This window comes from Nocardioides sp. URHA0020, from assembly GCF_000620705.1.
GTDB lineage: Bacteria > Actinomycetota > Actinomycetes > Propionibacteriales > Nocardioidaceae > Nocardioides.
Map to the genome: position 1 here is coordinate 100,710 of NZ_KK211170.1, position 25,709 is coordinate 126,418.

The 25,709-nt window shown below is 72.4% G+C and carries 20 protein-coding genes; 17 read left to right on the top strand and 3 right to left on the bottom strand.

Going from position 1 to position 25,709, the window contains the following annotated elements:
- Positions 1 to 49: 49 nt before the first annotated feature.
- Positions 50 to 2,770 carry an AAA family ATPase gene (locus tag N542_RS0117885; RefSeq protein ID WP_028645101.1) on the bottom strand — a complete coding sequence of 907 codons (2,721 nt, stop codon included), beginning with the start codon at positions 2,768 to 2,770 and terminating at the stop codon, positions 50 to 52.
- A gap of 128 nt (positions 2,771 to 2,898) precedes the next feature.
- On the opposite strand from N542_RS0117885, the gene nhaC reads away from it, so the two are divergent.
- From nhaC to N542_RS0117950, 13 genes are all read left to right on the top strand, one after another.
- Positions 2,899 to 4,374 (top strand): Na+/H+ antiporter NhaC, encoded by a 1,476-nt coding sequence (gene nhaC, locus N542_RS0117890; RefSeq protein ID WP_028645102.1) that lies wholly within the window; start codon positions 2,899 to 2,901, stop codon positions 4,372 to 4,374.
- Positions 4,371 to 5,834 (top strand): basic amino acid/polyamine antiporter, encoded by a 1,464-nt coding sequence (locus tag N542_RS0117895; RefSeq protein ID WP_028645103.1) that lies wholly within the window; start codon positions 4,371 to 4,373, stop codon positions 5,832 to 5,834. Before nhaC ends, N542_RS0117895 begins: the two co-directional genes overlap by 4 nt.
- A 22-nt stretch (positions 5,835 to 5,856) precedes the next feature.
- Positions 5,857 to 7,110 (top strand): arginine deiminase, encoded by a 1,254-nt coding sequence (locus N542_RS0117900; RefSeq protein WP_028645104.1) that lies wholly within the window; start codon positions 5,857 to 5,859, stop codon positions 7,108 to 7,110.
- Positions 7,111 to 7,157: 47 nt separating this feature from the next.
- Entirely contained in the window at positions 7,158 to 8,114 is a 957-nt protein-coding gene (locus tag N542_RS0117905) for a lysylphosphatidylglycerol synthase domain-containing protein (protein ID WP_081795352.1), read from the top strand.
- Between the two features lie 9 nt (positions 8,115 to 8,123).
- Positions 8,124 to 9,464: a type I glutamate--ammonia ligase gene (gene glnA / locus N542_RS0117910; RefSeq protein ID WP_028645106.1), complete on the top strand. Its 1,341-nt coding sequence runs from the start codon at positions 8,124 to 8,126 to the stop codon at positions 9,462 to 9,464.
- Positions 9,464 to 9,817, top strand: coding sequence for a hypothetical protein (locus N542_RS0117915; RefSeq protein WP_028645107.1), 354 nt, complete (start codon positions 9,464 to 9,466; stop codon positions 9,815 to 9,817). Before glnA ends, N542_RS0117915 begins: the two co-directional genes overlap by 1 nt.
- Positions 9,814 to 10,587 (top strand): type 1 glutamine amidotransferase, encoded by a 774-nt coding sequence (locus N542_RS25470; RefSeq protein WP_051552012.1) that lies wholly within the window; start codon positions 9,814 to 9,816, stop codon positions 10,585 to 10,587. The genes N542_RS0117915 and N542_RS25470 overlap by 4 nt, the downstream gene beginning before the upstream one ends.
- On the top strand, positions 10,584 to 13,529 hold the full coding sequence (locus N542_RS0117925; protein WP_028645108.1) for a bifunctional [glutamine synthetase] adenylyltransferase/[glutamine synthetase]-adenylyl-L-tyrosine phosphorylase: 2,946 nt from the start codon (positions 10,584 to 10,586) through the stop codon (positions 13,527 to 13,529). The genes N542_RS25470 and N542_RS0117925 overlap by 4 nt, the downstream gene beginning before the upstream one ends.
- 103 nt (positions 13,530 to 13,632) lie before the next feature.
- Positions 13,633 to 14,436 (top strand): UbiA family prenyltransferase, encoded by an 804-nt coding sequence (locus N542_RS0117930; RefSeq protein WP_028645109.1) that lies wholly within the window; start codon positions 13,633 to 13,635, stop codon positions 14,434 to 14,436.
- Entirely contained in the window at positions 14,433 to 15,635 is a 1,203-nt protein-coding gene (locus tag N542_RS25475) for an NAD(P)/FAD-dependent oxidoreductase (protein ID WP_036508827.1), read from the top strand. Before N542_RS0117930 ends, N542_RS25475 begins: the two co-directional genes overlap by 4 nt.
- Complete coding sequence (locus N542_RS0117940; protein ID WP_028645110.1) at positions 15,632 to 16,723, top strand: type III polyketide synthase; 1,092 nt, start codon at positions 15,632 to 15,634, stop codon at positions 16,721 to 16,723. The genes N542_RS25475 and N542_RS0117940 overlap by 4 nt, the downstream gene beginning before the upstream one ends.
- Positions 16,720 to 17,256: an isoprenylcysteine carboxyl methyltransferase family protein gene (locus N542_RS0117945; protein ID WP_028645111.1), complete on the top strand. Its 537-nt coding sequence runs from the start codon at positions 16,720 to 16,722 to the stop codon at positions 17,254 to 17,256. Before N542_RS0117940 ends, N542_RS0117945 begins: the two co-directional genes overlap by 4 nt.
- Positions 17,249 to 18,265 (top strand): NAD(P)/FAD-dependent oxidoreductase, encoded by a 1,017-nt coding sequence (locus N542_RS0117950; RefSeq protein WP_028645112.1) that lies wholly within the window; start codon positions 17,249 to 17,251, stop codon positions 18,263 to 18,265. The genes N542_RS0117945 and N542_RS0117950 overlap by 8 nt, the downstream gene beginning before the upstream one ends.
- A 33-nt stretch (positions 18,266 to 18,298) precedes the next feature.
- On the opposite strand, the gene N542_RS0117955 is transcribed toward N542_RS0117950, so the two are convergent.
- On the bottom strand, positions 18,299 to 19,012 hold the full coding sequence (locus tag N542_RS0117955; RefSeq protein WP_028645113.1) for a response regulator transcription factor: 714 nt from the start codon (positions 19,010 to 19,012) through the stop codon (positions 18,299 to 18,301).
- 265 nt (positions 19,013 to 19,277) lie between these two features.
- Here N542_RS0117955 and N542_RS0117960 point away from each other — a divergent pair, with 265 nt between their 5' ends.
- The gene (locus tag N542_RS0117960; RefSeq protein ID WP_028645114.1) at positions 19,278 to 21,455 is read left to right on the top strand and encodes a glutamine synthetase III family protein; all 2,178 of its coding nucleotides are present in this window, start codon (positions 19,278 to 19,280) and stop codon (positions 21,453 to 21,455) included.
- Between the two features lie 69 nt (positions 21,456 to 21,524).
- Entirely contained in the window at positions 21,525 to 22,760 is a 1,236-nt protein-coding gene (locus N542_RS0117965; RefSeq protein WP_036508671.1) for a glucose-1-phosphate adenylyltransferase family protein, read from the top strand.
- Here N542_RS0117965 and N542_RS0117970 read toward each other — a convergent pair.
- A complete protein-coding gene (locus tag N542_RS0117970) occupies positions 22,695 to 23,852 on the bottom strand; it encodes an FUSC family protein (RefSeq protein WP_028645116.1) in 1,158 nt (385 codons plus the stop codon). The genes N542_RS0117965 and N542_RS0117970 overlap by 66 nt on opposite strands.
- A gap of 194 nt (positions 23,853 to 24,046) precedes the next feature.
- Between N542_RS0117970 and N542_RS0117980 the strand changes: the two genes are divergently transcribed.
- Entirely contained in the window at positions 24,047 to 25,036 is a 990-nt protein-coding gene (locus tag N542_RS0117980) for an LLM class F420-dependent oxidoreductase (protein WP_028645117.1), read from the top strand.
- Positions 25,033 to 25,701, top strand: coding sequence for an HAD family hydrolase (locus N542_RS0117985; RefSeq protein WP_028645118.1), 669 nt, complete (start codon positions 25,033 to 25,035; stop codon positions 25,699 to 25,701). Before N542_RS0117980 ends, N542_RS0117985 begins: the two co-directional genes overlap by 4 nt.
- Positions 25,702 to 25,709: the final 8 nt, after the last annotated feature.

Sequence of the window (25,709 nt, forward strand, 5' to 3'; positions counted from 1 at the left end):
GTCCAGCAGGGGCGGGGTAACTGTGGGGGTTACCCCACACGGCGTGGACTCAGCGCCGCAACCGGGCGGCGAGCTCGGTCCGAGAGCGGATGCCGAGCTTGGCGTAGACCCGCGACAGCGTCGCCTCGACGGTGGACTCGGTGATGAACAGCTCCGCGGCCACCTCGCGGTTGCGCCGGCCGAGCGCGGCCAGGACCGCGACCCGCTTCTCGGCGGCCGTCAGCTCCCCGCCGGACGTCGGTCGGCCGCCGACCCGGGACAGCTCGGCCTGCGCCCACCTCGACCATCCGGGGCTGTCGATCTCGTCGAACTCCGTGACCGCCCGCTGCAGCACGTCGCGTGCCTGCCGCATCCGCCGACGGCGCCGCAGGCCCGCTCCGGCGTGCACCAGGGAGCGAGCGGCGTCGGCCCGGAAGCCGAGCCCGTCGTACGCCGCGGCAGCGCGCGTGAAGAGGTCGATCGCCAGGTCGTCGTCGCGGTCAGCGACCGCGAGATGGCCCCGCGACCGCAGGGCGGACGCCGCGGCCCATGCGTGGTCGGCGCCGACGGCCTCCAGCCAGGCGAGCACGTCCGCCGCCGTCGACGGCGAGCTCGCGGCGAGCGCCTCGACCAGGTCGGGTCCGAGCGGGAACGCGCCGGGCTCCACCACGCCGCCGTCGCGCAGGTGCTCCCAGATCGGCAGCAGGACGGCGGCTGCGGCCTCGGCGTCACCACCCAGCAGCAGCGCGAGCCCCTTGGCGCGCCTGGCCTCCAGCACCTGCCACATCGTGGCGGGACCGGTGGCGTCGGCAACCGCCGCGTCGGCCAGCTCGATGGCCAGCCGTACGTCGCCCCGGCCGGCGGCGGCCAGCGCGCGCAACCGCCCGAAGGTGGCGTCGAGCGCCATGATGTGGCCGCGGTTGCCCGACCGCTCCCACTCGAGCAGCCAGCCGTCCACCTCGGCCCAGCGGCCGGCCCGGAGCTCGAGCTCGCAGAGCTGGAGGGTCGAGATCGAGATCGACTCCGACTCCGCCCGCTCCTCGGCCGTGGCCAGCAGCGCGGTGAAGCCCTCGCGAGCCGCGGCGAGCTCCCCGCGCCACATCTGGCGCAGCAGCACCATCCGGTCGTGGGAGTAGACGGGGGAGGCGTAGGTGCTGTCGTCCGGGGCGGAGGGCTGGCCGCGCATGATCCGCACCCAACCCCGGGCGTGCTCCACCGACACGAGCGCCGGGTCCAGCTCGGAGGATCCGGCCAGCTCGGCCGCTTCGACGCACCACTCGTCGGCGGCCGCGAGATCGGACATGTGGTGGAAGACCGCGATGATCGCGCGCTGGGCGAGCACGGACGCCCGGGTGGTCGGGTCGTCACCGGCGTCGGCGAGCGCTTGGGCGATGTTGCGGTCGATGTCGGCGCCGGCACTGGTGTCGGAGTCCACCAGCAGCAGCCACCCTCGGGCCCGCACCGGCCCGGCGGGCAGCCCGTCGAGCGAGGCCCGCAGGAGCCCGGCGGCCCGGTCGAGCTCGCCGGCCAGCACCAGGTGGGCGGCAAGGTCCACCAGCCGCTCGGGACGTCGGGCACCGTCCGGAGGAGTGAGCCGCAGGGCGTGCTCGGCGAGCTCGACGGCGAGACGGCGGTCGCCGTACGCCCCGATCCGCGAGGCCGCGTCGGCCACCAGGGCCGCGGTCGGCTCGTCCGGGCGCTCCGTGGCCATCGCGAGGTGCCGGACCCGCCGGCTCTCGTCGGCGACGGTCTCGGCGAGCCGGCGGTGCAGGCCGATCTGGGCGGCGGGAGAGGCGAGCTCGAGCGCGGCGACAGCGAGCAGCGGGTGCCCGGGGCGGATCGAGTCGTCCTGCATGTCCACGACGCCCGCGTCGACCGCTGCCGCTACGGCCGTCGACCCGAGGATCTCGGTCACCTCGGCCGGGCGGACCCCGGGGCTGAGGGCGAGCACCAGCAGGGCCGTGCGGGCGTCCGGGTCGAGGCCCTGGAGCCGGTTGCGCAGCACTGCCCCGATCGAGGTCGGCAGCGGGGAGGCGTCGCCGCCGCGCGCCACCAGCGCGGCGAGCTCGAGCGCGTAGAGGGGGTTGCCACCGCTGGCGCCGATCACGTCCCGCTCGCTCACCCGGGTCAGCGCGGTGACCCGGGCCCGGATCAGGTCGCGGGTGCGGGCGTCGTCCAGCGCGGTGACGGCCACCGAGGTCGTCTGGTCCCGCAGCCCCCACTCGAGCGGCGACGCCTCGTCACCGCGCCGGGTCAGCAGCACCTTGACCAGGTGGTCGCCCAGGCGGCGGGTGGCGAAGGCAAGAGCCTCCGCGGAGGCCGGGTCGAGCCACTGCACGTCGTCGAGCGCCAGCACCAGCGGTGTCGGGAGGGCCCGGAGCACCGACAACAGCGCGGCGGGCACCGCTCGCTCGTCGTGCTCCTGCTCGGTGGCGCGGTCGGTGGCGTGGCCGTGATCGGTTAGCAGCACCGACGACCGCAGCGCCGAGCGCTGCAGCTCGGGCAGCAGGTCGAGCACGTCGGTGGGTACGTCGCGCAGCAGGTCCGCGAGCGCGGCGTACGGCATCCCGGTCTCGCCCTCGAAGGCCACCGCGACGAGGACCAGCCGGCCGCGGGCGCGGGCGCCCTCGAGGGCCGAGCGCCACAGCGCGGTCTTGCCGATGCCGGCCGGTCCCTCGAGCACGAGGACACCGCCGCCGGGGCCGGCCAGGAAGGCCTCGAGACGAGCGAGCTCCTCGTCGCGGCCGACGAGCACCCGATCGGCACCAGGCCGGGTCGGCGTCGCGGTCACGTGCTCATCGTTCCACGCCGGGCGGGTCGGGATCCGGTTTCGCCCGGACCGGGTGAGGTCGGGAGGCGTCTCCTGGGGAAGCATCGACGTGCTCGGGGGCGACCTGCGACTCGAGCCCAGGAGGAAGCGTGTCGCAGACCCAGCCGGCCCGGGAGTTCAAGGAGCCCACCCTGGCCGACGCGCTCGTGCCGTTGGCGACCCTCGCAGCGCTGATCGCCGGAGCGTTGGCGCTCTTCGGGCTCGACGCGCTCGACGGGCCGATCCAGGTCGCGCTGGTGCTGTGCTGCGCGGTCGCCGCGCTGATCGCGATGAAGAACGGCCACCCGTTCACCTCGGTCCAGGAGGCGGGCAAGGGTGCGGTGGCGTCGGTGACCAGCGCGATCTTCATCCTCTTCGCCGTCGGCGCGCTCATCGGGGTGTGGAACCTGAGCGGCACCATCCCGACGCTCGTCTACTACGGCATCCAGGCGCTGTCGCCGGGCTGGTTCTACGCCGCCACCGCCCTGATCTGCGCGGTCGTGGCGCTGAGCATCGGCAGCTCCTGGACGACGGCGGCCACCATCGGGGTGGGTCTGGTCGGCATCGCGACCCTGATCGGGGTCTCGCCCGCGATCACCGCCGGTGCGGTGATCTCCGGCGCGTACCTCGGCGACAAGACCTCGCCGCTGTCGGAGACGACGATCCTGACCGCCCAGATAGTCAAGGTCGACGTCTACGAGCACATCAAGCGCCAGATCTGGACGTCCGTCCCGGCCTTCGTCGCCGCCTTCGTCGTCTTCCTCGTCCTCGGTGTGACCGGACCCGACACGGTCACCGACGCCGAGACGACGTCCGACCTCGACAAGCTCAACCAGATCTTCACCATCACCCCGTGGGCGCTGCTGCCCGTCGTGCTGCTGGCCGTCCTGTCGATCCGCAAGGTCCCGGCGTCGTTGGCGCTGCTCGCGGCCACGATCTTCGCCGGCGTCCTGGGAGCCTTCCTGCAGCCGGACGTGTACGCCGACTTCGTCGCCGGCAGCGGCAACGTGGTCGTGGAGTCCCTCAAGGCCGTCTGGTCGGCGATGGCCACGGGGTTCACCATCGACTCGGGCATCCCCGACGTCGACCGGCTGCTGTCGCGCGGCGGCATGGACAGCATGCTGCTCACCATCTGGCTGATCATCGGCGCCGTGACGTTCGGGGCGATGCTCGAGGAGTTCGGGCTGATCAACCGACTGGTCGACCCGATGATCGCCGCCGCCACGACGACCGGGCGCCTCTACGTGACCGTCTTCGCCTGCGGCTTCGGGCTCAACGTGGTCGCCGGCGACCAGTACATCGCGCTGGTGCTGCCGAGCCGGATCTTCCGGGCCGAGTTCGCCCGCCGCGGCCTGGCGCCCACCAACCTGTCCAGGCTCGCCGCGGACAGCGGCACCGTGACCTCCCCGCTGGTGCCGTGGAACTCGTGCGGCGCCTTCATGGGTGCGACGCTCGGCGTCTCGACGCTGTTGTACGTGCCGTACGCCATCTTCTGCTATGCCAGCCCGCTGCTCAGCGTGTTGTACGGCGTGACCGGCTTCAAGGTCGAGAAGATCGAACCCACCGAGCTCCAGGAGACAGCATGAGCACCGACACCGACACCGAGGTTGCGTCCGAGGGCGGCATCGTCGCGAAGATGAGCGTGCCGACGCTGACCGCCATGGTGGTCGGCGGCATGGTCGGCGCGGGAGTGTTCTCGCTGCCCGCCCGGTTCGGCGTCGCGACCGGCATCCTCGGCTCGTTGATCGCGTGGGCGATCGCCGGCACCGGCATGCTGATGCTCGCCTTCGTCTTCCAGACCCTCGCGATCCGCAAGCCGGAGCTCGACTCCGGGGTCTTCATCTACGCCAAGGCCGGGTTCGGCGACTACGCGGGCTTCAACTCCGCGATCGGATTCTGGGCCAGCTCGGTCGCGGGCAACACCTTCTACTGGGTCTTCATCGGGGCGACCCTCGGCGCGTTCTTCGACAGCTTCGGGGACGGCGACACCGTGCTGGCCGTCGCCGTCTCCACGGCCGGGGTGTGGCTCTTCCACTACCTGATCGCGCGCGGCGTACGGGATGCGGCCGTCATCAACCGGATCGTGACGGTCTTCAAGATCATCCCGATCCTGGTCTTCATCGTCGTGATGTTCTTCGCGTTCGACGCCGACGTCTTCGCGGACAACTGGACGGCCTACGGGTACGGCGACCTCGGCAGCCTCAACGAGCAGGTCCGCAACACGATGCTCATCACGACCTTCGTCTTCATCGGCATCGAGGGCGCCAGCGTCTACTCCCGCTACGCCAAGAAGCGCGAGGACGTCGGCAAGGCCACCGTCCTGGGCTTCCTCAGCGTGCTCTCGATCTTCGCGCTGGTCACGCTGTCGAGCTACTCGGCCGTCCCGCAGCCCGAGCTCGCCGCGACCCGGCAGCCGTCGATGGTCGGTGTCTTCCAGTCGCAGGTCGGCGACTGGGGTGAGTACTTCATCAGCGTGGCCGTCGTCGTCTCGGTGTTGGGTGCCTACCTGGCGTGGACGCTGATGGCCGCCGAGGTCATGTACATCCCGGCGAAGGCCGACGACTTCCCGAAGTTCCTCGGCCAGGAGAACGCCGCCGGGACGCCGATCACGGCGCTGGTGGTCACCTCCATCGGCGTCCAGGCGCTGCTGGCCCTCACGCTCGTCGTCAACGACGCGCTGAACTTCCTGCTCGACCTCGCGACCAGCCTGTCGTTGCTGCCCTACCTGCTCGCGGCGGCGTACTCTCTCAAGCTCGGGCTGACGGGGGAGTCCTACGAGGGGATCTCCGCAGGGGTACGCCGCAAGGAGACGATCGTCGCCGGCGCGGCCACGGCGTACACGATCTTCCTCTTCGACGCCGCGGGTCTGAAGTTCGTGCTGCTGTCGACCGTGATCCTCGCGCCGGCGTCCATCCTCTACATCAAGGCACGCAGCGAGAACGGGCGCCGTCTCTTCACCCCGACCGAGATCGCGGTCTTCGCGCTGGTGGTCGCCGGCGGCATCGCCGGCGCCATCGGCCTCTGGACCGGCCGCATCACCCTCTGAAATCGATCAGAAAGGCACCACCATGACCGAGAACGTCTCCTCGACGTACGGCGTGCACTCCGAGGTCGGCAAGCTCCGCAAGGTGCTGGTCTGCCGCCCGGGTCTCGCGCACCGGCGGCTGACGCCGAGCAACAACGACGAGCTGCTGTTCGACGACGTGATGTGGGTGGAGAACGCGCAGCGCGACCACGCCGACTTCGTCAACAAGATGACCCAGCGCGGCGTCGAGGTCGTGGAGCTGCACGACGTGCTCGCCCAGACGCTGGCGGTGCCGGGCGGCCGGGACTGGCTGCTGGACCGCAAGATCGTGCCCAACCAGGTCGGCATGGGCCTCGTCGACGACACCCGGAGCTACCTCGAGTCGCTGCCGGAGAAGGAGCTGGCGGAGTTCCTCATCGGCGGCCTCGCGACCAGCGACCTGCCCGACGACTTCCGCTCCGACTACGTCAACCTCGCCCGCGAGTCGACCGGAGCCCGCGAGTACCTGATGCCGCCGCTGCCCAACACGCTCTACACGCGCGACACCACCTGCTGGCTCTACGGCGGCCTGACGATGAACCCGCTCTACTGGCCCGCCCGCAAGGAAGAGACCCTGATCTACAAGGGGATCTACCAGTTCCACCCCGACTACGTCGGCTCGAAGGTCTGGTGGGGCGACCCGGACGAGGACTGGGGGCAGGCCACCTTCGAGGGCGGCGACGTGATGCCGGTCGGCAACGGCGTCGTGCTCGTCGGCATGAGCGAGCGCACGTCGCGGCAGGCGATCACCCAGGTCGCCAAGGCGCTCTTCGACCAGGGCGCGGCCACCCGGGTGATCGTCGCCGGCATGCCCAAGCTGCGCGCCGCGATGCACCTCGACACGGTCTTCACCTTCGTCGACCGCGACATCGTCACGCTCTACCCGACGATCATGGACGCGGTGCACACGTTCACGCTGACGCCGTCCGACAAGGCGCCGGGCGTCGAGGTGCGCGACGAGGGCTCGGCCAGGTTCGTCGACGTCGTCGCCCGCGAGCTGGGGCTGCCGTCGATCCAGGTGATCGACACCGGCGGCGACGTCTACCAGTCCGAGCGCCAGCAGTGGGACAGCGGCAACAACGCCGTGGCCCTGGAGCCCGGCGTGGTCTTCACCTACGACCGCAACACCCTCACCAACACGCTGCTGCGCAAGGCCGGCGTCGAGGTGATCACGATCGTGGGCGCCGAGCTCGGCCGCGGTCGCGGCGGCGGTCACTGCATGACGTGCCCGATCATCCGCGAGCCGGTCGACTTCTGAGCAAGCAGCGGACCTGGTTGGTCCGGGCCGTCCTCCTGACGGTGGCCATGGTGGCCACCGTCGTGATCGTCCGCCTGGTCGGTCGGGTCGACTGGGGCGAGGTGCGTGACGCTCTCACGCACCTCGCCTGGTGGCACGCGCCGGTGCTCTTCGCCGTCCTGGTTGTGCGCCAGGTGCTCAACGCGCTGCCCCTGTCGCTCTACATCCCGGGCGTCTCGGCCTACCGCGCGACCCAGAACGACCAGGTCGCGATCCTGATGTCGACGATCGCCCCGCCGCCGAGCGACATCGCGCTGCGGATGGCGATGTTCTCGTCGTGGGGCGTGCCGGTGCCGAAGGGGCTGGCCGGCACGCTGATGAACACGCTCACCTTCTACATCGTGCGCTTCGGCGCCCCCGCGGTGGGCTTCGTGCTGCTGGCGGTCGTCGGCGAGGAGGCCAGGCTGCGGTGGGCCGACCTCATCAGCGTCGCGGTGGCGGTCTCGATCTTCGTGGGCCTGATGCTGGTGGTGCGGAGCGAGGCGCTGGCGCGCACGGTGGGTACGACGGGGGGACGGGCCGCGTCGCGCTTCCGCAGGACTGTCGACCCGGAGGCCTGGGCGGCGGCGTGCGTGCAGTTCCGGCTCGACGTCGCCGCCCGCTTCCGCCACGGGTTCCCCCGGTCACTGCTCGCCCTCAGCGCGATGCTGGCCGTCGACCTCACCCTCCTGGTGCTGGCGCTGCGCTTCGTCGGGGTCAGCGCAGCCGAGGCGCCGGTCGTCGAGGTGGCGATCGCGTACCTCTTCGCCTACCCGTTCACGCTCTTCCCGTTCGCCGGGATCGGGATCGTCGACGCCCTCGTCCTGGCCGCGATCGTGGACTTCGCCGGACCGGAGGTGGAGGCCGCCGCGGTCGCCGGTCTGGTGGTCTGGCGGGTGTTCACGATCGGCGGCCCGCTCGCGCTCGGCGCCCTCGGGCTGGTCGCGTGGCGGCGCAGTGCCGGCACGGCGGTGACCAGCCCCTAAGGTGGCGCCATGGGCAAGCAGGAAGACTTCGTACTCCGCGCACTCGAAGAGCGCGACGTCCGGTTCGTCCGGCTCTGGTTCACCGACGTCCTCGGGTTCCTGAAGTCGGTCGCGGTCGCTCCGGCCGAGCTGGAGCAGGCCTTCTCGGAGGGCATCGGCTTCGACGGCTCCTCGATCGAGGGCTTCGCGCGGGTCTACGAGTCCGACATGCTCGCCAAGCCGGACCCGGCCACCTTCCAGGTGCTGCCCTGGCGCAGCGGCGAGGGCCCGTCGACCGCCCGGATGTTCTGCGACATCGTGATGCCCGACGGCTCCCCGTCGTACGCCGATCCTCGGCACGTGCTCAAGCGCACGCTGAGCAAGGCGGCCGACAAGGGCTTCACCTTCTACACCCACCCCGAGATCGAGTTCTACCTCTTCAAGGACGTGCCGGAGGACGGCTCCGCGCCGGTCCCGGCCGACCGCAGCGGCTTCTTCGACCACACCGCGCAGTCGATGGGCGCCGACTTCCGGCGCGAGGCGATCGGCATGCTCGAGGCGATGGGCATCTCGGTGGAGTTCAGCCACCATGAGGGCGGCCCGGGCCAGCAGGAGATCGACCTGCGCTACGCCGACGCCCTGTCGACCGCCGACAACATCATGACCTTCCGCACCGTGATCCGGGAGGTGGCGCTGAGCCAGGGCCTGTGGGCGTCCTTCATGCCGAAGCCCTACACCGAGCACCCCGGCTCGGGCATGCACACCCACGTCTCGCTCTTCGAGGGCGACAACAACGCCTTCTTCGAGGCCGGCGCCGAGTACCAGCTCTCCCGGACCGGGCGGCAGTTCATCGCCGGCATTCTGCGGCACGCCAACGAGATCAGCGTCGTCACCAACCAGTGGGTCAACAGCTACAAGCGGATGCTGTGGGGCGCCGAGGCGCCGTCGTACATCTGCTGGGGCCACAACAACCGCTCGGCCATGATCCGGGTGCCGATGTACAAGCCGCTCAAGGGCCAGTCGACCCGCGTGGAGCTGCGCTCGCTCGACGCCGCGTGCAACCCCTACCTCGCGTACGCCGTGGTGCTGGCTGCCGGGATGAAGGGCATCGAGGAGGGCTACGAGCTGCCGCGCGAGGCCGAGGACGACGTCTGGTCGCTCTCCGAGCGCGAGCGCCGCAGCCTGGGCATCGAGCCGCTGCCGCGCAGCCTCTACGACGCCATCAACATCGCCGAGAGCTCCGAGCTGCTGGCCGACACCCTCGGCGAGCAGGTCTTCGACTTCTTCCTGCGCAACAAGCGCGCCGAGTGGGACGACTACCGCGGCCAGGTCTCGCCCTTCGAGCGGGAGCGCATGCTCCCGGTGATCTGATGAGCGACTTCCTCACCGACGACCGGGTGAAGGTCCTCAGGCGCCTGCTCTACCTCACCCTCGCCTTCGCGGTGGTCGTCGCGCTGCTGGCCCTCCCCGGGCTGATCGGCGACTTCCAGAGGTACGCCATCACCCTGCTCGTCATCGCGACCACGTTCGCCGTCTCGGGCGCGGTGGCGCTGCGCGCCGTCCGCGGCCGTGCGGAGTCCGCGCGACGGCTGTGCATCCTGACCGCGGTCTTCCTGCTGGTCATGTCGCTCCCGCTGATGGGCGTCCTCGTCGGCCTGCTGACGGCGATCACCGGGGTCGGCCTGCTGGTCGTGATCTTCGCCCCCGAGCGGGACCCGTCATGACCGTCGGCCCTCACGTCCTCGTCGTGGAGCACGACGCCGAGTGCCCGCCGGCGCTGCTCGGCAGCTGGCTCGAGGGCGCGGGCTGCACCCTCGACGTACGCCGCCCCTACGCCGGCGACGAGCTGCCCGCACTCCGGTCGTACGACGGCCTCCTGATCCTCGGCGGCCCGATGGGTGCCGACGACGACGCGAGGCACACGTGGCTGGGGCCGGTGAAGGAGCTGGTGCGCGAGGCGCGGGAGAGCGGGCTGCCGACGCTCGGGGTCTGCCTGGGTCACCAGCTGATCGCCTCCGCGCTCGGTGGGCGCGTCGAGCGCAACCCGCGTGGCCAGCAGGTCGGCCTGCTCGACCTCGGCTGGACCGACGCCGCGGCCGGCGACCCGCTGCTCGGGCCGCTCGCCACCCCGCGGCGGGGCGTGCAGTGGAACGACGACATCGTCACGGCCCTGCCCGAGGACGCGACGCTGCTCGCGGCGACGCCGTACGGCGAGGTCCAGGCGGTGCGCTACGCCCCGGAGATGTGGGGCGTGCAGCTGCACCCGGAGGTCGACGCCGCGGTGCTCGAGCCGTGGGCCGAGGAGGACCGGGGCAGCCACGAGACGCGCGGCTTCGACACCGACGCCCTGCTGCGCGAGGTCGAGGCGGCCCGCGCCGAGCTCGACCGGGCCTGGCAGCCGCTGGCCGACGGCTTCGCGGGCAGGATGCGGTCGGGCGGCATCCGGTCGGGCGGCATCCGGTCGGACAGGACGCGGTCGGGCACGGCGCGATGACGCGAGCGGCGACCAGCAAGGGCAGCCTGCTGCGACTCGGGTTCCAGGATCCCGAGGCCGCCGTCGACGGGCTGCGCCGGCTCGGTGCCGACGCCGAGCCGCTGCTGGCGATCATCGGGAGGACCGCCGACCCCGACGCCGCTCTCAGCGGGCTGCTGCGGCTGCTCGAGGTGGTCGACGACTCAGCGGAGCTGATGCGGGCGCTGGTCGACGACGAGGGCACCGCGATGCGGCTGCTCTGCGTGCTCGGCGCCAGCGAGGCGCTCGCCGACCACCTGGTCCGCCACCCGGAGCACTGGCACGAGCTCACCGCGGCGGTGCTCGGCTCGACCCGCCCGGCGGCCTGGGCGATGCGGGAGTCGCTGCTCGCGGCGGTCGCAGGCAAGCCGGACGCGGCGGCGGTCGACGCGCTGCGCGTGGAGTACCGGCGCCTGCTGCTGCGGCTCGCGGCGCGCGACCTCACCCATGACCTGGGCCTCGACGACGCCGCTGCCGAGCTGTCCGACCTGGCCGCCGGCACGCTGGAGGCCGCGCTCGCCGTGGCCCGGGAGCGGGTCGGGCCCGATGCGGCGCTCGCCCGCCTGGCCGTGCTGGCCATGGGCAAGTGCGGCGGCCACGAGCTCAACTACGTCTCCGACGTGGACGTGATCTACGCCTATGCGCCGGCCGAGGGGGCCGACGACAACGCTGCGCTGCGCGCCGCGACCCAGCTCGCCAGCAACCTGATGCGGGTGTGCTCCGACCACACCGGCGAGGGCACGATCTGGCCGGTGGACGCCAACCTGCGCCCGGAGGGCAAGACGGGGCCGTTGGTGCGCACGATCGCGAGCCACCGCGGCTACTACGAGCGCTGGGCGAGCACCTGGGAGTACCAGGCGCTGCTGAAGGCGCGACCGGTCGCGGGTGACCTGGCGCTGGGCCAGGAGTTCGTCGAGATGGTCGACCCGATGGTGTGGTCGGCGGCCGAGCGCGAGGGCTTCGTCAAGGACACGCAGGCGATGCGCCGACGGGTGGTGGAGCACATCCCGGCGCGCGAGGCGGAGCGGCAGCTCAAGCTCGGGGCCGGGGGACTGCGCGACGTGGAGTTCGCCGTCCAGCTGCTCCAGCTCGTGCACGGCCGCGCGGACGAGTCGATCCGCGAGCCCACGACCCTGAGCGCCCTGGCCGCGCTCACCGACGGCGGGTACGTCGGTCGCGACGACGGCGAGGCGCTGCACGACGCGTACGCCTTCTTGCGCACGCTCGAGCACCGCATCCAGCTGCACGGCCTGCGGCGTACCCACGTCGTCCCCTCCGACGAGGCCTCGCTGCGCCGGCTCGGTCGCAGCATGAACTTCCTCAAGGACCCGGTCGGCCTGCTCGACAAGACGTGGCAGCACCACCGCCGTGAGGTCCGTCGCCTGCACGAGAAGCTGTTCTACCGTCCGCTGCTGACGGCGGTCGCGCGGATCCCGGGCGAGCAGGCCCGGCTCTCGCCGGAGGCGGCCGAGCGACGGCTGGGCGCCCTCGGGTTCGCCGATCCGAAGTCCGCGCTGCGCCACCTGGAGGCGCTGACGTCGGGGCTGAGCAGGACGGCGCAGATCCAGCGCACGCTGATGCCGGCGATGCTGTCGTGGTTCGCGGACGCCCCGGACCCCGACGCCGGCCTCTTCGGCTTCCGTCGGATCAGCGAGTCGCTGGGCTCGACGCCCTGGTACCTCTCCACCCTGCGCGACGAGGGCGAGGTCGCCGAGCGACTGGCGCGGGTGCTCGCCACGTCGCGCTACGCCACCGACCTCCTGGAGCGCGAGCCACAGGGCGTGCGGATGCTCGCCGGCGACCTCCAGCCGCTGAGCGCCGAGGTGCTCACCGAGGAGATGCTGGCGCTCGTGCGACGGCACGAGGAGCCGGACGTCGCGGCCCGGGCGATCCGGGGCATCCGGCGGCGCGAGCTGCTCCGGATCGCATCCGGCGACCTGCTCGGCCAGACCGACGTCGCCGACGTCGGGGCCGGCCTGTCCCGGCTCACCGACGCGACCCTCGAGGCGACGATGGCGGTCGCGGGCCGGTTCGCCCGCACCCAGCGGGGCCTCGAGGAGGCGCCGACGCGGATGGCGGTCGTCGCGATGGGGCGGTACGGCGGCTTCGAGCTGTCCTACGGCAGCGACGCCGACGTGATGTTCGTGCACGACCCGCTGCCGGGCGCGGACCCGCAGGTCGCGGCGTCGTACGCCCAGAGCGTGGCCAACGAGCTCCGGCGGCTGCTCGCCCTGCCCGGCCAGGACCCGGCCCTGGAGATCGATGCCAACCTCCGTCCCGAAGGCGCCCAGGGTGCCCTCGTCCGCACGCTCGACTCCTACGCGGCCTACTACGCCAAGTGGTCCAAGGTCTGGGAGGCCCAGGCGCTGCTGCGCGCCGACGCGGTCGTGGGCGACCTCGACCTGCGGATCCGGTTCGAGGCGCTGATCGCGCCGCTGCGCTACCCGCCCGACGGCATCTCCGACGACGACGTGGCGGAGGTGCGCCGGATCAAGGCCCGTGTCGACTCCGAGCGGCTGCCGCGCGGCGCCGACCCGCACACCCACCTCAAGCTGGGCCGCGGCGGCCTCGCCGACATCGAGTGGACCATCCAGCTGCTGCAGATGCGGTACGCCGGCGCGGTGCCCGGGCTGCGCACGTCGCGCACCCTCGAGGCCCTCGCCGCCGCCCGTGAGGCCGACCTGATCGGCGAGGACGACGCGGCGGTGCTCCAGCAGAGTTGGCGCCGCGTCAGCCGTGTCCGCAACGCCGTCACGCTGGTGCGGGGCAAGCCCGGCGACGAGCTGCCGCGCGACATCCGCGAGCGCGCGGCGATCGCCGCCATCCTCGGCTACCCACCGGAGTCCTCCGACGCGATGGTCAACGACCAGCTGCGCTACACGCGGCTCGCCCGCGGCGTGGTGGACCGGATCTTCTGGGAGTGAGCCCCGCCCGGGGCGCCGGCGAGCGGTGCCGCGGCCGGCCGTCGGCGGGGGAGCGGACACCTCGCGGCGGCGTGGAATAGGAGGGCAGGGGTACACCTGGTGCATGGGCATCGGGCGCACCGCGCGTGGGCTGACGAGTGCCGCCCACCCCGGGCCGGTGCTCGCAGTGACGGTGCTCGCCGCCCTGCTCGCCCTCTCCGGGGGCCTGGGAGCGGCCGACATCGCGCTCGTCACGGGCGCCGTGCTCTCCGGCCAGCTCACGGTCGGCTGGTCCAACGACCTCGTCGACGCCTCCCGTGACGCGAGCGTGGGGCGCAGCGACAAGCCGATCGCGAGCGGGGACGTCACGGCGTCGACCGTGCGTCTCTGCTGCGCGGTGGCGCTGGTGGCGACGGTGCTGCTGTCGCTGGCCTGCGGCTGGTACGCCGGCCTCGTCCACCTGGTCCTGGTGGCCTCCGCGTGGGCCTACAACCTCGGCCTCAAGTCGACCTGGTGGTCGTGGGCGCCGTACGCCGTCTCGTTCGGCGGCCTCCCGGTCTTCATCTACCTGGCCGGCGACCCCGCGACGCTGCCTCCGCTGTGGCTGGCGGTCGCCGCGGCCCTGCTCGGCGTCGGGGCCCACCTGGTCAACGTGCTCCCGGACCTCGCCGACGACGAGGCGACCGGCGTGCGGGGGCTGCCGCACCGACTGGGCGCCGCCCGCACCCAGGGGGCGGCGGTCGTGGTCCTGGTCGCGGCGTCGCTGGTGGTGGCCGGGTCCGCGACGATCCCGTGGACGGTGCTCGGGCCGGTGCTGCTGCTGGTGGGCGTCCTCGTGGCGATCACCCTGCGCGGCACCGGCCGCACCCCCTTCCGGGCCGCGATCGGCATCGCCCTGGTCGACGTGGTGATGCTGGTGTGGTCGTGACTGCGGCTCCTGACGGGGACGACACCTGGGACGTGGTCGTCGTCGGGGCGGGGCCGGCCGGCTCGGCCGCGGCGCTGGGCGCGCTCGCCGCCGACCCGTCGCTGAGGGTGCTGCTGGTGGACCGCGCCGACTTCCCCCGCGACAAGTGCTGCGGCGACGGCATCGCCCCCCACGTGCTCGACATCCTGGCGGACGTAGGCGTCCGCGACGTCACCGAGGGCTGGGAGCCGCTGCGCCAGCTGGAGATCGCCAACCGGCACACCTCGGTGGCGGGCCGGCTGGCCCGGCCCGTCTGGGTCATCCCGCGCGAGGTCTTCGACGCCCGTCTGGTCGAGCGGGCCAGGTCCGCGGGCGCCCGGGTCGAGCGCCGCCGCGTCGCCTCGATCGAGGAGCGCGACGGCGTGGTCGTGATCGACGAGACGGTCCGCGCGCGGGTGGTGGTCGGTGCGGACGGCGCGCACTCCGTCGTACGCCGCAGCGTCGTCGGCGACGCCGCCGGCCGGTCTCCGGCGGCCCTCGCCATCCGCGGCTACGTGCCCACCCCTCCCGACCTGCGCGGACTGCAGCTGATCCGCTACGGCGACCGTCGGCAGCCGGCGTACGCGTGGTGCTTCGACCGCGGCGACGGGCTGGCCAACGTCGGCTACGGGGAGTTCCTCCCCGAGCGCGACGCCGGGTCGCTGTCGCGGCGGCTGCTCCTCGAGCAGCTCGAGCGCCTGATCCCGGGGTCCGTGGCCGACGGGGTCCAGTGGCGCGCCCACCACCTGCCGCTGTCCGGGCTCCGGTGGACCCAGCCGTCCGGCCCGGTGCTGCTCGCCGGGGACGCGGCCGGGCTGGTGAACCCGATGACCGGCGAGGGGATCTTCTACGCCGTGCTCACCGGTGTCGCGGCCGGCCGGGCGGCCGCGGGCGCGATCCGGCAGGGCCGCCCGGCGAGCGCCGGGGCCACCTACCGCCGCTCCGTGCAGCGCGCACTCGCCGGTCACCTCCGACACACCTGGCTCGCCTCCCGGCTCACCCGGCACGAGGGCGTGGTCACCGCAGGCATCCGCGCGTCGTCCTCGGACCGAAGAGTCTTCGACGACCTCGTCGAGATCGGGCTGGGCCGCGGCCGGATCACGCCACGGCTCGCCACCGGACTGGCGACCCAGCTCAGCATCGCCCGCACGCCATCAGGACGAAGGAGCCGCACACCATGAAGATCCTTGCCGCACGAGGCGTGCTACCGCCGCACGGCTACGACCAGGCCGACATCACCGAGGCGTTCGTCGAGGTGATCTCGCAGGGCGGTGCCCTCGACGAACGGCTCGTCCGGAGGTTTCACGCCAACGCCGGTGTCGGGCGCCGCCACCTCGTGCTCCCGCTGGAGGACTACGGCACCCTCGACGGCTTCACCGAGGCCAACGACCTCTTCATCGAGCACGCCGTCCAGCTCGGGTCGGCCGCCCTGGAGGAAGCGCTGAAGGACGCCGGGCTGACGCCCACCGACGTCGACCTGATCGTGTGCGCCACGGTGACGGGGCTGGCGGTGCCGTCGCTGGAGGCCCGCATCGCCGGCGTCGTCGGCCTGCGTCCCGACGTCAAGCGGGTGCCGCTGGTGGGGCTCGGGTGCGTGGCCGGCGCCGCCGGCCTGGCCCGGCTCCACGACTACCTGGTCGGCCATCCCGATGAGGTCGCGGTCCTGGTGAGCGTCGAGCTGTGCTCGCTCACGGTCCAGCGCAACGACGTGTCCGTGCCCAACCTCGTCGCCAGCGGGCTGTTCGGGGACGGGGCCGCGGCCGTGGTCGCCGCGGGGGCGAACACGACGGGCGGCCGGGCGGAGGTCCTGGACACGCGCAGCCATCTCTACCCCGACTCCGAGCGCACGATGGGCTTCGACGTCACCTCCGACGGCCTGCGGATCGTCCTGGACGCCGAGGTGCCGGCCATCGTCAACCGCTACATCCGCGCGGACGTCGAGGGCCTGCTGAGCGACCACGGGCTCGGCCTGGACGACGTCGGCTGGTGGGTGTGCCACCCGGGTGGTCCGAAGGTGATCGACGCCGTCCGGCTCGCCCTCGACCTGACGCACGAGGCGGTCGCGCTGACGACCGCGTCCCTCGAGCGGATCGGCAACCTGTCCTCCGCGTCGGTGCTCCACGTCCTGGCCGACACCTTCCGGGAGCGGCCGCCGGCGCCGGGCTCGTACGGTGTGGTCATGGCGATGGGTCCCGGCTTCTGCTCCGAGCTGCTGATCGTCCGGGCGCCCGGCGAGCCCGTGGACGCCGACCGGGCGCGGGCGTCGTGACCAGCCTGACGGCCTTCACCGTCCTGGTCTGCCTGGTTGCGCTCGAGCGGCTCGCCGAGCTGGTCGTGTCCAAGCGCAACGCCGCCTGGAGCTTCGAGCGCGGCGGGGTGGAGACGGGACGCTCGCACTATCCCGTGATGGTCGTCCTGCACAGCGGCTTCCTGGTCGCCATGCTCGTCGAGGCGTGGGTGCGCCGCCCGGAGGTCCCCGGCTGGCTCGCCTGGTCGATGCTCGCCCTCGTCGTCCTCGCCCAGGGGCTGCGGTGGTGGTGCATCCGCACGCTCGGGCACCAGTGGAACACGCGCGTCATCGTGGTGCCCGGCCTGACGCCCGTCAGGAAGGGTCCCTACCGTCTCCTCGACCACCCCAACTACGTCGCCGTCGTCGTGGAGGGCGCGGCCCTGCCCATGGTGCACGCCGCGTGGATCACCGCGCTCGGGTTCACGGTGCTCAACGCCGCGCTGCTCTACGTGCGGATCAACGTCGAGAACGCCGCCATCGGCGGGCTCCAGGTCGGGGAGCCCGGTGCGTGACCTGATCGTGGTCGGCGGCGGCCCCGTCGGCCTCGCGGTCGCCCTCGGGGCCGCTCGCGCGGGACTCGACGTGGCCGTCGTCGAGCGGCGGACCGGGGCGATCGACAAGGCCTGCGGCGAGGGTCTGATGCCGGGGGCCATCACCCGGCTCGCCGCGCTCGGTGTCCACCCGGAGGGCCACCCGCTGACCGGCATCCGCTACGTCGACGGTGACCACCGGGCCGAGGCGTCGTTCCGGAGCGGCGTCGGGCTCGGGGTGCGGCGTACGACGCTGCACGCGGCCCTGTCCGAGGCCGCCGCCGCCGCCGGTGTCGTGACGCTGCACCGGTCGGTGACCCACGTCGACGACGCCGGCGACCGGGTGCTGGTCGACGGTGAGCCCGCCCGCTACCTGGTGGCGGCCGACGGCCTGCACTCACCGGTGCGTCGGATGCTCGGGCTCGACCAGCCGCGTCACCGCCAACGCCGGTACGGCCAGCGCTGCCACTTCGCGGCGGCGCCGTGGACGTCGTTCGTCGAGGTGCACTGGGCCGAGGTGGGGGAGGCGTACGTGACCCCGGTCAGCGAGGACCAGGTCGGCGTCGCGGTGCTCAGCGAGAGCCGGCGCGGCTTCGACGACCTGCTGAGCTGCTTCCCCGAGATCGTGGACCGGCTGGCCGGGGCTGCCCCGACCAGGGTGCTCGGCGCCGGCCCCCTGCGGCAGCGGTCCCGACGCCGGAGCTCGGGCCGGGTCCTGCTCGTCGGGGACGCCGCCGGCTACGTGGACGCGCTGACCGGTGAGGGGATCGCCGTCGGGCTCGCCCAGGCGTCCGCGGCGGTCGCCGCGGTGGCGGCCGACGACCCCGCCCGCTACGAGGCCAGCAGCCGGAAGCTCAGCCGGCGCCACGAGCTGCTCACCCAGGGGCTGCTCGGTGCCACGGCGCACCCCCGGCTGCGGCGTCGCCTGGTGCCGTCCGCCGCGGCCCTGCCCTGGGTGTTCGACTCGGTGGTCAACCAGCTCGCCGGGTAGGTCCGGGCCCGGGCCACCTCTCCTGGCGGCGGCTCAGGCCTGGGGGACGTGCTCCTCCATGCGGTAGCCGACACCGCGGACGGTGCGGATGAAGCGGGAGCCGCCCAGCTTGCGGCGCAGGTTGCCGACGTGGACCTCGACGACGTGGGTGTCGCCGATCCAGGGCGTGCCCCACACCGCCTTGAGCAGCTCCTCGCGGGTCACGACCCTCGCGGGGCTGCGCATCAGCTCGGTCAGCAGGTCGAACTCCGTGCGGGTCAGCAGCAGCTCCTCGCCGTCGCGGTAGACCCGTCGGGAGGAGACGTCGACGCGCAGGACGCCGTACGTCAGCAGCTCGGCGGCGTCGCCCTCCGCCGTGATGCCCGGCCGCGGCCGGCGGAACATCGCGTTGACCCGGGCCTGGAGCTCGCGGAGGCTGAACGGCTTGGACATGAAGTCGTCGGCGCCGGTCTCGAGGCCGAGCAGGCGGTCGATCTCGTCGGAGCGGGCGGTCACCATGATGATGTAGGCGTCGCTCTCCTCGCGGATCTGACGGCACACCTCGATGCCGTCGATGCCCGGGAGGCCGAGATCGAGCGTCACCAGGTCGGGGTTGATCGCGCGGACCGCGGCCACGCCGGCGGGGCCGCTGTCCACCGCCGTGACCTCGAGCCCGAGGTCCGACAGGGTGTGGGTGATCAGCTCGCGGATGTCGCGGTCGTCCTCGACCACGACGGCGCGCCGCGCCCGCTGAGTTACACCCTCCATGGGGACGGATGATGCCACGAACGGGGCCGTTATCGTTCCGTGACCGGACGGTGACCTTTTCGACGCCTGGTCCGGTCGAGGTCGGAGGTGGACGTCGAGACCGTAGCCGGTCGGCACGGGCCCTGGGTTACGGACATGTGTCGGACCCGATCGGGATGGATCGGACGACGGGGGACACCCGGCCGAAACAGTTCGGACACGTGGCGCCCGTACGTTGCCGATCACGGCCGTGCGGAGCGGCGTACGTGTCAAGGAGCCCCGATCGATGAGTGCGAACAAGGTCCGTCTGCAGGCGATCTCCGAGGTGGAGTCCTACGTCCCTCCGGCGATCACCTTCGACATCGGCGAGGAGCCGGGCGAGGTCTTCGGCTCCAACGTCTTCAGCGTCAGCGTGATGCAGAAGCGGCTGCCCAAGTCGGTCTACAAGTCGGTGCTCGCGACCATCGAGAAGTCGGCCCCGCTGGACCCGCTGGTCGCCGACGCCGTCGCCTCGGCGATGAAGGACTGGGCGATGGAGAAGGGCGCGACCCACTACGCCCACGTCTTCTACCCGCTGACCGGCCTCACCGCGGAGAAGCACGACAGCTTCCTGGACCCGGTCGGCGACGGCACGGCCTTCGCGTCGTTCTCCGGCAAGACGCTGATCCAGGGTGAGCCGGACGCCTCGAGCTTCCCGAACGGCGGCCTGCGCAACACCTTCGAGGCACGCGGCTACACCGGCTGGGACGTGATGAGCCCGGCGTACGTCCTGGAGAACCCGAACGGCAACACGCTGTGCATCCCCACCATCTTCATCTCGATGACCGGTGAGGCGCTCGACCACAAGACGCCGATCCTGCGCTCGCAGCAGGCGATGGCGATCCACGCCGAGCGCGTGCTGAGGCTCTTCGGGTACGACAACGCCGAGCGCGTCGTGTCCTACCTGGGCCCCGAGCAGGAGTACTTCCTGATCGACCGCCACTTCTTCCTCTCGCGTCCCGACCTGATCAACGCCGGCCGCACGCTCTTCGGGGCCAAGCCGCCCAAGGGCCAGGAGTTCGACGACCACTACTTCGGCGCCATCCCCGAGCGCGTGCTCGCGTTCATGATGGACACCGAGCGGGAGCTCTTCAAGCTCGGCATCCCGGCCAAGACCCGCCACAACGAGGTCGCGCCCGGTCAGTTCGAGCTGGCGCCGATGTTCGAGCGGGCCAACCAGGGCTCCGACCACCAGCAGCTGACGATGACGACCTTCAAGGCCGTCGCCAAGAAGCACGGCATGGAGTGTCTCTTCCACGAGAAGCCCTTCGCCGGCGTCAACGGCTCGGGCAAGCACGTCAACTTCTCGCTCGGCAACAGCGAGCTCGGCAGCCTCTTCGTCCCCGGGGACAACCCGCACGACAACGCCCAGTTCCTGGTCTTCTGCGCTGCCGTGATCCGCGGCGTCGACCTCTACGGCGGCCTGCTCCGCGCGTCGGTGGCCTCGGCGAGCAACGACCACCGCCTGGGCGCCAACGAGGCCCCGCCCGCGATCATCTCGATCTTCCTCGGCGACCAGCTCGCCGACGTCTTCGACCAGATCGCCAAGGGAGGTGCGACCCACTCCAAGGAGAAGGGGACGCTCGCCATCGGCATCGACACCCTGCCCGACCTCACCAAGGACCCGGGCGATCGCAACCGCACCTCGCCGTTCGCCTTCACGGGCAACCGGTTCGAGTTCCGCGCCCCGGGCTCGAACCAGACCGTCGCCGGCCCGATGGTGGTGCTCAACACGATCATGGCCGAGGCGCTGGACCACTGCGCCACCGAGCTCGAGACGGCGGTCGCCGGCGGCACGGACTTCAACGACGCCGTGCAGGCGCTGCTCGCGACGATCATCGCCGACCACGGCAAGGTGATCTTCAACGGCAACGGCTACTCCGACGAGTGGCCGATCGAGGCCGAGCAGCGGGGCCTGAAGAACCTGCGCACGACGATCGACGCGCTGCCCGAGCTGATCTCTCCCGAGGCGATCGAGCTGGCCTCGACGTACGGCGTCTTCAGCGAGCGCGAGATGCACAGCCGCTACGAGATCGGCCTGGAGCAGTACATCCTCAGCGTCAGCGTCGAGGCGAACCTGACCCTCGAGATGGGCAGCACGATCATCCTGCCGGCCGCGATCCGCTACCAGACCGAGCTCGCGTCGAACGTCGCTGCTCTCAAGGCCGCCGGTGTCGAGGCGGACCTGTCCACGCTCCAGCAGGTCTCGGCTCCGGTCGCCGACCTGAAGGCCGCTCTCGCGACCCTCGCCACGGCGATCGGCCACGAGCACGCCGCGGACGCCATGGTGACCGCGACGTACTTCCGCGACACGGTCCTGCCCGCGATGGCGGCGGTCCGCACGGCGGCCGACACCCTGGAGGGCCTGGTGGCCGACGACCTGTGGTCGCTGCCGACCTACCAGGAGATGCTCTACATCCTCTGAGCACGGGAGACCGCTTGAGAGCCGCGGGGATCGGGTACGTCGAGGTGACCTGAGCCGAGGAGGCACCTGATGACGGCAGTGAGCCGGTCCCATGTCCTCGCGCTGGTCCAGGCCGGCGGTGCCGGTGGCCGGATGGACGTCCTGACGCGGGAGCGGGCCAAGCCGACGCTGCCCTTCGCCGGGGTCTTCCAGCTGATCGACTTCTCGCTGTCCAACCTGGCCAACAGCGGGATCACCGACGTCTGGCTGTCGGTGCAGTTCCAGGGCGCTGGTCTGGGCGAGGAGGTGGCCAACGGGCGGCCGTGGGACCTCGACCGCAACCGGGGCGGCCTGCGACTGCTGATGGCGCAGGAGGGCACGGGCGGCACCGACGAGGAGGGCTTCGCGCAGGGGAACGCCGACGAGCTCTACCGGTTCCGCGACCAGGTCGTCGCCGACGGGCCGGAGGCGCTGGTCGTGCTCAGCGCCGACCACGTCTACCGATTCGACGTGATGGACGCCGTGCGGGCGCACCGTCGCACCGGGGCCGAGTGCACGATCGTGACGAGCACCGTCCCGATCGACGAGGCGTCCGACCACGCCACGGTGGAGAGCGACGACGACGGCCGGGTGACCGGCTTCGCCTACAAGCCGTCGTCGCCCGGCACCGGCACCGTCGCGACCGAGATCTTCGTCTACGACCCAGCGGTCCTCGTGGCGGTGCTGGAGGAGCTCCACCGCGAGCTGGGGGCCGACGCCGCCGCCGGCGACAGCGGACTCGGCGACTTCGGCGAGCACCTGCTCCCGCGCCTGGTCGAGCGCGGTCGGGTCTACAGCCATCCGATGCCGGGCTACTGGAAGGACCTCGGGCGGCCCCACAAGTACGTCGCCGCGCACCACGACGTGCTCACCGGGGACCTGGACGTGCTGGGTGACCAGGAGTGGCCGATGGTGGGCCACCAGCAGCAGCGCGCCGCGGCCCGGGTCCTCGAGGGAGCCCGGGTCAGCGACAGCCTGCTCAGCCCCGGGTCGACCGTGAGCGGGACCGTCGTCCGCAGCGTCCTCGGACCCGGCGTGGTGGTCGAGCGCGGCGCCCTGGTGCGCGACAGCGTCGTCTTCCAGGACGTCCGCATCGGCGAGGGGGCGCGGTTGGACTGGGCGGTCGTGGACCGCGACTGCGTGCTGGAGGCCGGGGCCGAGGTCGGCTCGCCCGACACCGACCCCGCCGACTCCGACGCGATCACGCTGATCGGTCGCGGATCACGGGTCGGAGGGGGCGTCGCGCTCCCGGGCGGGTCCCGTCTGGAGCCGGGCACGACCGCGTGAGCCGAGCTCCCGCAGCCGCTCGCCGGGCAGCGGAGGCTGGCCGAGCGGGTTCGCCACCGCGACCTCGTCCATGGCATCGAGCGTGTTGCGCAGGTTGATGATCAGGGCGCCGTGGACCGGCCACTGCGCCGCAGAGCCGCCGGTCCGACCGAGGTCGTCGACCAGGGCGTTCAGGCGCTGCCGGGTCGCCCGGATGGCATCCGGGTCGGCCGCCCCGACCGCCTCGCCGGCGTCGACGAGCAGCCGCGGCCAGCGCTGCTGGAAGTCGGGGTCCCACGCGACCCGCATCGCCGCGTGGTAGCCGAGCGTGCGGGCCATGCTCCGGGTGTCGGCCAGTGCCTGCTCCATCCGGCCCAACAGCTCGCGGGAGCGCCGCGGGTCGCGCAGGTCGCGGGCTGGTCGGCGGGGGTTCATCCGCCCGCTCTCCTGCGCCTGGCGGACCAGCGCCCAGGCCTGGTCGATGTCGTCGTCGAGGGCGCGGGTCCGGTCGACCCACTCGGCGACGTCGGCGTCGTCGTACCCCGCCTCCATGCGCTCGCCCATGTCGGCCAGCAGCTGCCCGATGCCGTCGTCGATGCGGTTCATCGCGGCGATCGCCGTACGACGTCGCAGCGGCGGCCAGACCACAGCGTTGACCACCAGGCCCACGGCGACGCCGATCGCGGTGTCGAGCAGGCGGTCCACCAGTGCGGAGTCGTCGCTCGAGAAGCCGGTCGTCAGCACCACCGTCGCGGTCGCGGCGACCGTGATGGCCTCTTCGCCGAACCACGGCAGGGCCCCGATCGCGAGGCCGAGCACCAGCACCACGGCGACCGAGACCGTGTCGAACCCCAGCGCCGAGCCGACCGCCCAGGCCAGCACGACGCCGGCGACGGCCGCGGTGACCTGGCGCAGGCCACGGGCGAAGGTGCGGTAGACGGTGGCGTGCACGACCAGCAGTGCCGCCCACGGCGCGAGGAACGACTGGGACAGCGAGAACACCTCGGTCGCGAGCACCCAGGCGAGCACCGCGGCCAGCGCGGTCTTGACGAGCTGGGTGGCGTCGTTCCAGAAGACCGGGTCGCGGACCCGCCCGGACCAGCCGGTGATCAAGGCAGCGGGGTCGTCTCCGGCTCGGGGTCGTCGGTCTCGATGGGGGCGGGGTCGCCCGAGGGGACGACCTCGGGCTCGGGCATCGGCTCGTTCGGTGTCGTGGTCATGACGTCCTCGTACCCGCTCCGGCACGCGCTACGCGTGCCGGTGCGCCTCGGCCGCGTGACCTCGCGCCCGACGGGTACAGCCAGGCCATGACGAACTTCGGCTACACCCTGATGACCGAGCAGAGCGGGCCGCGCGAGCTGGTCCGGTACGCCGTGGCCGCGGAGGACCGCGGCTTCGACTTCGAGGTGATGAGCGACCACAACTCGCCGTGGATCACCGAGCAGGGGCACGCGCCGTACGCCTGGACGACGCTGGGTGCCGTGGCGCAGGCGACCTCGCGGGTCGGGCTGATGACGTACGTGACCTGCCCGACCCTGCGCTACCACCCCGCGATCGTGGCCCAGAAGGCCGCGACCCTGCAGATCCTGGCCGAGGGCAGATTCACCCTCGGCCTCGGCAGCGGCGAGAACCTCAACGAGCACGTCGTCGGCGAGGGCTGGCCCGCGATCCAGGACCGGCAGGACATGCTGGCCGAGGCCGTCGAGATCATCCGCGCGCTGCACACCGGCGACCTGGTCGACCACCGTGGTGAGTTCTTCCAGGTCGACTCCGCCCGGATCTGGGACCTGCCGGACGAGGGCGTCGACATCGGCATCGCCGTCGCGGGGCCACGTGCCATCGGCGTCTTCGCGCCCCTCGCCGACCATCTCGTCGGCGTCGAGCCGAAGGCCGAGCTGATCTCGGACTGGAACGCCGTCGACGGCGCGCCGCAGATCGGGCGGGGTGCCCGCGCCATCGGTCAGATCCCGATCTGCTGGGACCCCGACGAGGAGGCCGCCGTCGCGCGGGCGCACGAGCAGTTCCGGTGGTTCGGCGGCGGCTGGTCCGTCAACGCGGACCTGCCGACACCGGCGGGCTTCGCCGCGGCCACGCAGTTCGTGCGGCCCGAGGACGTGGCCGACTCGATCCCGTGCGGACCGGACCTCGACGCCGTCGTCGAGGCGGTGAGCGCCTACTGGGAGGCCGGCTTCACCGACATCGCGCTGGTGCAGATCGGCGACGAGGGTCAGGAGCGGTTCCTCGCCGAGGCCGCGGGACCGCTGCTGGACAAGCTGCGGGCGGCGGCGCCGGCATGAGCGACCCGCGAGGCAGCGCCGTCCTCTTCGACATCGACGGCACGCTGGTGGACTCGACCTACCACCACGCCCTCGCCTGGCACCGCGCCTTCGCCGTGCTCGGGGACCCGCCACCGATGTGGCGGCTGCACCGGGCGATCGGGATGGGCGGCGACAAGCTCGTCGGCGAGGTCGCCGGGGATGACACCGAGGACGAGCACGGCGACGAGCTGCGCGACCGCTGGCGCGAGGAGTACCTGAAGATCCGGGCCGAGGTCGTCGCGCTGCCCGGCGCGGCCGACCTGGTCCGCAAGCTGTCGCAGGACGGCTTCCGGGTCGCCCTGGCCTCCTCGGGGGACCCGCAGTTCGCGCGCGAGGCGGTCGACCTGCTCGGCATCGCGGACCTGGTCGAGACGCTGACCAGCTCCGAGGACGTCGAGGCCTCCAAGCCCGAGCCCGACCTGGTCGGCGTCACCCTGGACCGCCTGGGCGACGTGGAGCGCGCGGTGTTCGTCGGTGACACGCCGTACGACGTGGCCGCCGCCAACCGGGCAGGGCTGGGCTGCCTGTCCGTCCTCACCGGAGGCTTCAGCCGCTCGGAGCTGAGCCAGGCCGGCGCCGTGGTGGTCGCCGAGTCGCTCAGCGAGCTGCTTGCCGACGACTGGACCGAGCACGTACGGGACTGAGAGGGAGG

What these genes read in the sequence shown, in the direction of transcription:
- N542_RS0117895 (WP_028645103.1), top strand. Translation starts at nt 4,371, where the DNA reads ATGAGCACCGACACCGACACCGAGGTTGCGTCCGAGGGCGGCATCGTC.
- N542_RS0117900 (WP_028645104.1), top strand. Translation starts at nt 5,857, where the DNA reads ATGACCGAGAACGTCTCCTCGACGTACGGCGTGCACTCCGAGGTCGGC.
- N542_RS0117905 (WP_081795352.1), top strand. Translation starts at nt 7,158, where the DNA reads ATGGTGGCCACCGTCGTGATCGTCCGCCTGGTCGGTCGGGTCGACTGG.
- glnA (WP_028645106.1), top strand. Translation starts at nt 8,124, where the DNA reads ATGGGCAAGCAGGAAGACTTCGTACTCCGCGCACTCGAAGAGCGCGAC.
- N542_RS0117915 (WP_028645107.1), top strand. Translation starts at nt 9,464, where the DNA reads ATGAGCGACTTCCTCACCGACGACCGGGTGAAGGTCCTCAGGCGCCTG.
- N542_RS25470 (WP_051552012.1), top strand. Translation starts at nt 9,814, where the DNA reads ATGACCGTCGGCCCTCACGTCCTCGTCGTGGAGCACGACGCCGAGTGC.
- N542_RS0117925 (WP_028645108.1), top strand. Translation starts at nt 10,584, where the DNA reads ATGACGCGAGCGGCGACCAGCAAGGGCAGCCTGCTGCGACTCGGGTTC.
- N542_RS0117930 (WP_028645109.1), top strand. Translation starts at nt 13,633, where the DNA reads ATGGGCATCGGGCGCACCGCGCGTGGGCTGACGAGTGCCGCCCACCCC.
- N542_RS0117940 (WP_028645110.1), top strand. Translation starts at nt 15,632, where the DNA reads ATGAAGATCCTTGCCGCACGAGGCGTGCTACCGCCGCACGGCTACGAC.
- N542_RS0117955 (WP_028645113.1), bottom strand. Translation starts at nt 19,012, where the DNA reads ATGGAGGGTGTAACTCAGCGGGCGCGGCGCGCCGTCGTGGTCGAGGAC.
- N542_RS0117960 (WP_028645114.1), top strand. Translation starts at nt 19,278, where the DNA reads ATGAGTGCGAACAAGGTCCGTCTGCAGGCGATCTCCGAGGTGGAGTCC.
- N542_RS0117965 (WP_036508671.1), top strand. Translation starts at nt 21,525, where the DNA reads ATGACGGCAGTGAGCCGGTCCCATGTCCTCGCGCTGGTCCAGGCCGGC.
- N542_RS0117980 (WP_028645117.1), top strand. Translation starts at nt 24,047, where the DNA reads ATGACGAACTTCGGCTACACCCTGATGACCGAGCAGAGCGGGCCGCGC.
- N542_RS0117985 (WP_028645118.1), top strand. Translation starts at nt 25,033, where the DNA reads ATGAGCGACCCGCGAGGCAGCGCCGTCCTCTTCGACATCGACGGCACG.